Genomic DNA, 6,579 nt, shown 5'->3' with positions numbered 1-6,579 from the left:
ATTACTACCTGGATATCAAGAAAATTCTATACTGTAGTTGCTCGGATGCATACATACCAATAACAAGATAAGATGTATAATATTTTCTTATAGCTTCAAAGAATGCTTTGCGAGCAGAAATGAGCAAAAATCCATAAAAAAACAAGGTTAAGTTATAAAAAAAATTAAACCAATCATCAAATAACCCGTGAGTAATAGGGAAAAATGGATCCAGAAACCATTCCATTAAAAGCAAAGGCAGTATCATCCAGTAAATCCCGAACCTTGTACGAGTTAACTTGGTTAATAATTGTATTAATTTATTGTTTGGATGTTTCCTTATATACATAAAAAACGGCAACAATATTAAAGAATAAATCAAAATATAAGGCAAAAACCATAGATGATGCCAACTTAAATTACCGGTAGGGTATTTTCCTTCAAAAGCATGTTGTGTCCAAAAGTCAAAATAAGAACCGGCAAACTGAAAACCAGAAATTCTTTCTATATAAACTTGTGGAGGGACAATAACCAGCATCCCAAATAACAAAGGAATAAATAACCGTAAAATACGTTCTTTAGAAAATTGAAAAGCAGACCGTTTCCCTAAAGAAAAAGCAGTTCCCATTCCTGAAATAATAAATAATAAAGGCATTCTCCATCGGTTTAAAAACACCATCGGGTATTCTAACCACTCATAAAGAACATTATTTTTGATGTGCCAATCCCACGGAACAAAAAACATACCAATGTGATACCATATAAGTAACGCAAATGCAAATACCCGTAACCAATCTAAATCATATCTTCTTTCCATTCTAAAAGTTTTTTTTGCAAACCTCAGAGGAAATATCCTAATCAAAAAAAATATGGTACGATTAACAAGAATTTGTTACGAAACACAAACTATAAGTGTTCAAATACAAAGTTTGGTATAAACAACATCTAACCTTACTGCATTTTGCCGTTAAATGCTTCCAGATAGTTGCGAGAGACAGGGATGATTTCTTTACAATTTTTAAGGTGTATTTTGTACCCTTGTGCATTACCGTCTACATTTTCGATAAAGTCGCTGTTTAAAAGGAAGGAGCGATGTGTTCTGATAATATTGCCAAAAGGCAGTAAAATGTTCTCTACATCTTTTAACCGTATTCGTTTTAAAACAGGTTGGCAGGCAGAATCATTAACTATCCAAAATTCTACATAATTTCCTTGGGATCTTGCAAAAACAAAATTTTGGATGCTTAGATAAAAACTTTCTGATTTTAGTTCGGTTTCTATATAAATATTAGTAGGAGAAATTATTATTCTGGTATTTTTTAGCTTTAAATTTAAGGCAGAAGCTTGTTCGCTATTTTTGAAAAACTGCATATTCAAATTAGCAGAAACGATTATAAAAGCTAACATAAATCCACTAACAAGGGTATGTAATATTTCTTCTTTTAAATAAGAAAAAGACCAATTTAATGGATTGTTGTAAAGGATATCTCGTAGTAAAAATTGAGTAGTTCCGGCAAGGAGTAAAAAAAAGATAGTAAAAATAAATTCATGTTTTAATTTCCAATTTTCTGTAAATTTATTTGCTTTGGCAAAAAATATCGATAAAGGAAATAATAAGAATAAAGGGCTGATAGAATGAAGTAATGCCACCCAAAAATAAGATATCTTTAATTCGGCAGTATTTGTTTCAAAAGGTTGGATAATATAGTTAAAAAAGAATGCAAGAAGAAAAATAACCATGCTTATCTGAAATAGCTTTTTGCCTTTATAATAAAAAGGATAAGGTTGGTTGACATATTTTTTTAATTCATTCAATTTCTCTTTGTATATGTTAAATTGGTATTACATAGATGCTTTTATATTTGCAGGAAAGGTAAATAATTAAACCAGAGAGCACAAGTTTTGTACAGGTACAAAGATAAAATTGTGCTTGGTTTGGGTTTTCCAAATCAATAACCTCGAAGAACAAGCTCACGAGGGGCTGCCAACAAAACCTGTCTTGACCCTGCGGAAACAAAAATTGTGTTGCTCTTTCAAGCTCTATATGACAAGATTTTTGATTTAAAATCTACTTGTATTTGATAGCTCTGCCAGATTTTACCCAAGTACAATTTTCTATCGAAAATCAGACCGGCTTAAATTTTCTTACATCGGGTTACGTTAAATTAAGTTAATAGGCGATAACAAATTATTTTTTTATCGAATATAAATTAAGGCTTAACAGGTATAGTTATAATGACTACGATTATACATTAGACAACTTTAGATTTTGATATTTCGATATTTTTAAAGTGTTTTAATCAAAAAATTATACATAATGAAAAGTAAACTAAAAAAATTCAAAGAATTTGAAATAGAAAAATCACAACTAAAAAATATTAATGGATCACAAGTATGGTATTGTTGGACACATGATATACAAGGAAGTGCCATGGTTACTAAACCATTTCAGGTTAAGGCATTTAGGGCAAGAGGTTATTTTTGTGATGAGCCTCGTTATAAAGCAATGAACGTGACCGGATAAGAAAAGGGTTTCTGGAGAAAAGAACCTTAAATCTTAAAATTAAAAAAACTGTGATTCTGTTTTATAATAGGATCACAGTTTTTTATTATAGAAGTAGTTATGTTGAATTTGATTACTACATCTTCTTTATTTTTTTATTGTTTGTAATTTAGGATTTTTTTACAAATTTGGTTAAGATAACAATATGTTGTCCGCTAACACGACCTTCAATATGCTCTGGATTATCATGCACTAAGGAAATATTACGAACAGCAGTACCGCGCTTTGCAGTAAAGTTAGCTCCTTTTACGTCTAAATCTTTAATGAGAACTACAGAATCTCCTGCTTGTAAAATCGCTCCGTTAGCATCTACATGTTTTATAGCATTTTCTTTGTCATCGCCTTCACCCGTAGCATTTGCCCAAGCAATGGTATCTTCATCCAGATACAGCATATCCAATAAATCTTGTGGCCAGCCCTCAGATTTTAATCGGTTTAGCATTCTCCATGCCATTACTTGTACAGCAGGAACCTCACTCCACATACTATCATTAAGACAACGCCAGTGATTTGGGTCTGTTTTTTCAGGGTCTTCAATTTGATCCAGACATGTCTGAGAAATTAAAATATGCGAATCTAGACCGGTCCCCGGGGATTTAGGAACTTCATATACCCTTAAATTTTCTGTTTCCCCAGATAATTCACATACAGATCCACTACGTTTATTTAATTCTCTTTCCAGACTCATTTTTAGATATAATTAGAAGTGTTATATTCGATTTTTGCAAAAATGCACATAATTTTTATAACTATAATGTTACAATGCATCAATATTTATATATAATTAGGTAAAGTATATATAGATTTTTGTAAAGATTTGGGATATGATTATGTTAGGAGTTAAGTTTTTTAATAGATAATATTTTTTTGTAAGAAAAACACCTCCATATCCATTCTAAAGGACCGTAATTAAAATAATCCAACCATATCTTGCTAAAAACTACTTGTAAAGTAAATACCGCTACTGCCAACATGGCAGTTTCGTAGGGGCTTAAAGTCTCGTATAATTGTAGCCCTACAGACGAGAAAATAAATAAACCAATGGCACTGTGCATGATATAGTTAGTCAATGCCATTCTGCCAACATATATAAAAGGGGTGAATATTTTTTTCCATACAGGATATTGAACTAACCATGCAATAATCCACAGATAAAAAAGCCCCATAAAAATATCTGAAATAACCATTAATTTAATAAAAACCGAATGAAATATTTCGTTTTTATATATCGGGTAGTTTGGTAGGATAAATAAAAATACCACACGATATATATTAGATAAAATTGCTATACCCAATATTGGTTTCTTAATTTTTTCTACTACTATATTTATAGAGTTTATGTAATTGTTTTTTCCAAAATAAATCCCCAGGGTAAACATGGATAAAGCAACGGGAGCCAGATAAAAGAATAAAACAGGAATATTAGAAACATATTCTAATAAACGAAGTTTTACGCCATCGATATAAGAATCATAACGAATAGTGTACGTTATTTTTTTGGAAGAATATTCTTGTAGAATTTGTGAAGGAGAAAATCCAACCCAATCGAACAATAATCCGAAGACATGCTCGTAAAATGGGAACAGGAGCAATAAGCACATACACCATATAAGGACTGTATTTGATTTTTTTATAAGAAAAAAGCTAAATACGCCCAGTATGGCGTACAGGTGTATAACATCACCAGACCATAAAAAGATAATATGTAGTAAACCAAAAATAAATAATATCACCATTCGTCTTATAAAAAAAGAAAAGGAGTATGTATTATTTTTAATTCGGTTCATTATTTGCATTGCAATCCCAAGACCAAAAAGAAAAGAAAAGATAGGGAAGAATTTGCTGTAAAAAAATAATTGTAATACACGAACCGCTAATTTATCCAGATTAGAATACCATTGTGCACTAAATATCTCTTGATTAAAAAAGGTGCAATTCATAATCTCGATATTCACCATAAATATTCCAAACACAGCAAAACCGCGAAATATGTCGAGGAGTTCTATTCTTTTTTGTGTATTGGTAGGAGTAAAATTGGCATTATCCAATGTGCAGTATTTTTATAAGTAAAGATTATTAAGAACTACCTAAATTATAGGAGTGTCCTTCTTTTATTTTATCTTCGAGATCTTTTCTAAGTTCAGCATTTTTACCGGGATCAATAGTTATGGCCATTGTAGAAATTACTTTTACACCATGTTGTGTTAAAGTAGCAGTTTTTTTAGGATTATTAGTCAGCATCCTGATAGATTTAACGCTTAACTCTTTCAAAATTTCTGCTGCTTTTGTAAAATCCCGTGCATCTTCTTTAAAACCTACGGCTTTATAAGATTCAGCTTGCGACAAACCTGATTTTTTATGTTCTTTACTTTTTAAAAGAGCAAAATGGCCATTGGCTTTACCTTCCTGATCTAACCAAATTATAACACCTTTACCTTCTTTTTGTATAAGCTGTTGTGAAATCTCCATTTGCTCCCTGCAATCACATTCAATACTATTAAAATGATGTGCAAATATGCAAGAGGAATGAACCCTGCACAATACTTCTTCTTCACCACTTACATTTCCCATGACTAATGCAAAAGATTCTTTTTGTCCATCATAAAAAAGTATTTCATGATACTCACCATATTTTGTTTTAAGGTTTCCTTCTGCAATTTTAATAACCATGATATTATATATGTTTATGAGAAAATGTATAAAAGTAAAATTTTAAAAAATAAATTTATTGAAACTTTTAATCTTATTGATTTTTTCTTTCTTGATCCAACCAAATTATAAAATCTTTACTCATGCTACAGAAATAAATATACATAGTATCAATACCAAGGGCGATTTCAAAAAAGGCGAGTGTTAATAAGCGGTTCAGGCATCTGCCAATGAAAAAATTTTGAACATTACTTTATTTTTTTTGCAATACCCCGTTGTTTATTAGTAGTACCCACTAATCCATATTCAAAGGTGTAAGTATTTTTGATTGTATTCAATATTTTTATATGTATCGCTTTTTCTTCAGCCATATTTTTTGGATGTAAATTTTTTACAATATATTCACAATCATTAATCCACCTAATACTTGATGTATCGCTTTTTCCTCTGAAATAATCAATCTCTATACTATCATTTCTGGTAAAAGTAGTTTTACTTAACTCTCCATTTAAAAAAGTTTCAAACTCAAAAGTTCCTGTATGAAAATCAATACAGTTACGTTCTTGTTGATAACAACTGGTAATAAAAAGAGGGAATAAAAAAAGTAAAGCTATCCGCTTCATATTTGGATTTATTTATAAACGAAAATAAATTTATTTCTATAAAGTTAATAGTAAGGAGAGGAAAAGTTATTAAGTTTTTTTCATTTGGTAAGAACTGAATGTACCATCGGCATAAAAAATAACAATGCGATCTATTTTAGAATCTAAAGGAATATTGGTAAAATCTTTTTCTTTTGCAGAAATAAGCTCTTCTAAGTTTTCCTTTTGAGGATCAGATTGTGAAAATAAATCCGGATCAGATGTTAAAGCAGAAGAGTGTTTAACATTGTAAACAGGTGGTGGTTCAGGTATATTTGTTGGTTTTTTAATAGTAGGAGGGTCAGATTTAGGAAATGTTCCTTTTCCATATAAAAGCCATTGCAAACCAACTTCGGGATAAGCTTCTGTTATTTTCATTACAAAATCCAAACTAGGCTTATTCCTGCCACTAAGTATATGTGAAATAGAAGAGCGACCTACACCCATGTAGTCCGCAAAGGAAGAAGCTGATACAGCATAGTAATCCATAATTTCTTGAATTCTTTTTCCAAAGTCTTTATCGTTTACCATTGTAAACTTGTTTGAGTAGTATACATGTTACAAAGGTAAACAAAATAATCAAAAGGAGACGTTTACAAATGTAAATAAAAGAAATTATTAATTAAATATTTACATCAAGTAACATAGCATAAACATCTAATATTATTGTAATTACTAGTTTATTAATATTAGAATTAATTAATTGTTAATATCTTAAATACATTTGAAAATCGAGAAATATTAGCT

General features: G+C 30.3%; 8 protein-coding genes. 1 reads left to right on the top strand and 7 read right to left on the bottom strand.

Annotation, left to right across the window (positions count from 1 at the left end):
• Positions 1 to 4: 4 nt before the first annotated feature.
• Together ACZIYX_RS01370 and ACZIYX_RS01365 are read right to left on the bottom strand one after the other, a co-directional pair.
• Positions 5 to 796, bottom strand: a complete 792-nt coding sequence (locus tag ACZIYX_RS01370; protein ID WP_462680392.1) for an acyltransferase family protein — start codon at positions 794 to 796, stop codon at positions 5 to 7.
• Between the two features lie 134 nt (positions 797 to 930).
• A complete protein-coding gene (locus tag ACZIYX_RS01365) occupies positions 931 to 1,794 on the bottom strand; it encodes a LytTR family DNA-binding domain-containing protein (protein WP_462680391.1) in 864 nt (287 codons plus the stop codon).
• A 502-nt stretch (positions 1,795 to 2,296) separates the two neighbouring features.
• Here ACZIYX_RS01365 and ACZIYX_RS01360 point away from each other — a divergent pair.
• Positions 2,297 to 2,503, top strand: a complete 207-nt coding sequence (locus tag ACZIYX_RS01360) for a hypothetical protein (RefSeq protein ID WP_462680390.1) — start codon at positions 2,297 to 2,299, stop codon at positions 2,501 to 2,503.
• A gap of 148 nt (positions 2,504 to 2,651) precedes the next feature.
• Here ACZIYX_RS01360 and ACZIYX_RS01355 read toward each other — a convergent pair whose 3' ends face one another.
• From ACZIYX_RS01355 to ACZIYX_RS01335, 5 genes are all read right to left on the bottom strand, one after another.
• Complete coding sequence (locus tag ACZIYX_RS01355; protein ID WP_462680389.1) at positions 2,652 to 3,230, bottom strand: PhnA domain-containing protein; 579 nt, start codon at positions 3,228 to 3,230, stop codon at positions 2,652 to 2,654.
• Between the two features lie 145 nt (positions 3,231 to 3,375).
• On the bottom strand, positions 3,376 to 4,590 hold the full coding sequence (locus tag ACZIYX_RS01350; RefSeq protein WP_462680388.1) for a DUF418 domain-containing protein: 1,215 nt from the start codon (positions 4,588 to 4,590) through the stop codon (positions 3,376 to 3,378).
• A 28-nt stretch (positions 4,591 to 4,618) separates the two neighbouring features.
• Positions 4,619 to 5,212: a GTP cyclohydrolase II gene (locus ACZIYX_RS01345; RefSeq protein ID WP_462680387.1), complete on the bottom strand. Its 594-nt coding sequence runs from the start codon at positions 5,210 to 5,212 to the stop codon at positions 4,619 to 4,621.
• A 227-nt stretch (positions 5,213 to 5,439) separates the two neighbouring features.
• A complete protein-coding gene (locus ACZIYX_RS01340) occupies positions 5,440 to 5,814 on the bottom strand; it encodes a DNA topoisomerase IV (protein WP_462680386.1) in 375 nt (124 codons plus the stop codon).
• 69 nt (positions 5,815 to 5,883) lie between these two features.
• Positions 5,884 to 6,363 carry a helix-turn-helix domain-containing protein gene (locus ACZIYX_RS01335; protein ID WP_462680385.1) on the bottom strand — a complete coding sequence of 160 codons (480 nt, stop codon included), beginning with the start codon at positions 6,361 to 6,363 and terminating at the stop codon, positions 5,884 to 5,886.
• Between the last annotated feature and the right edge of the window lie 216 nt (positions 6,364 to 6,579).

The sequence above is a fragment of the Aquimarina sp. genome, assembly GCF_977115655.1.
Note: the sequence above shows the minus strand (reverse complement) of the source record. Positions and strands in the feature narration are given on the sequence as shown.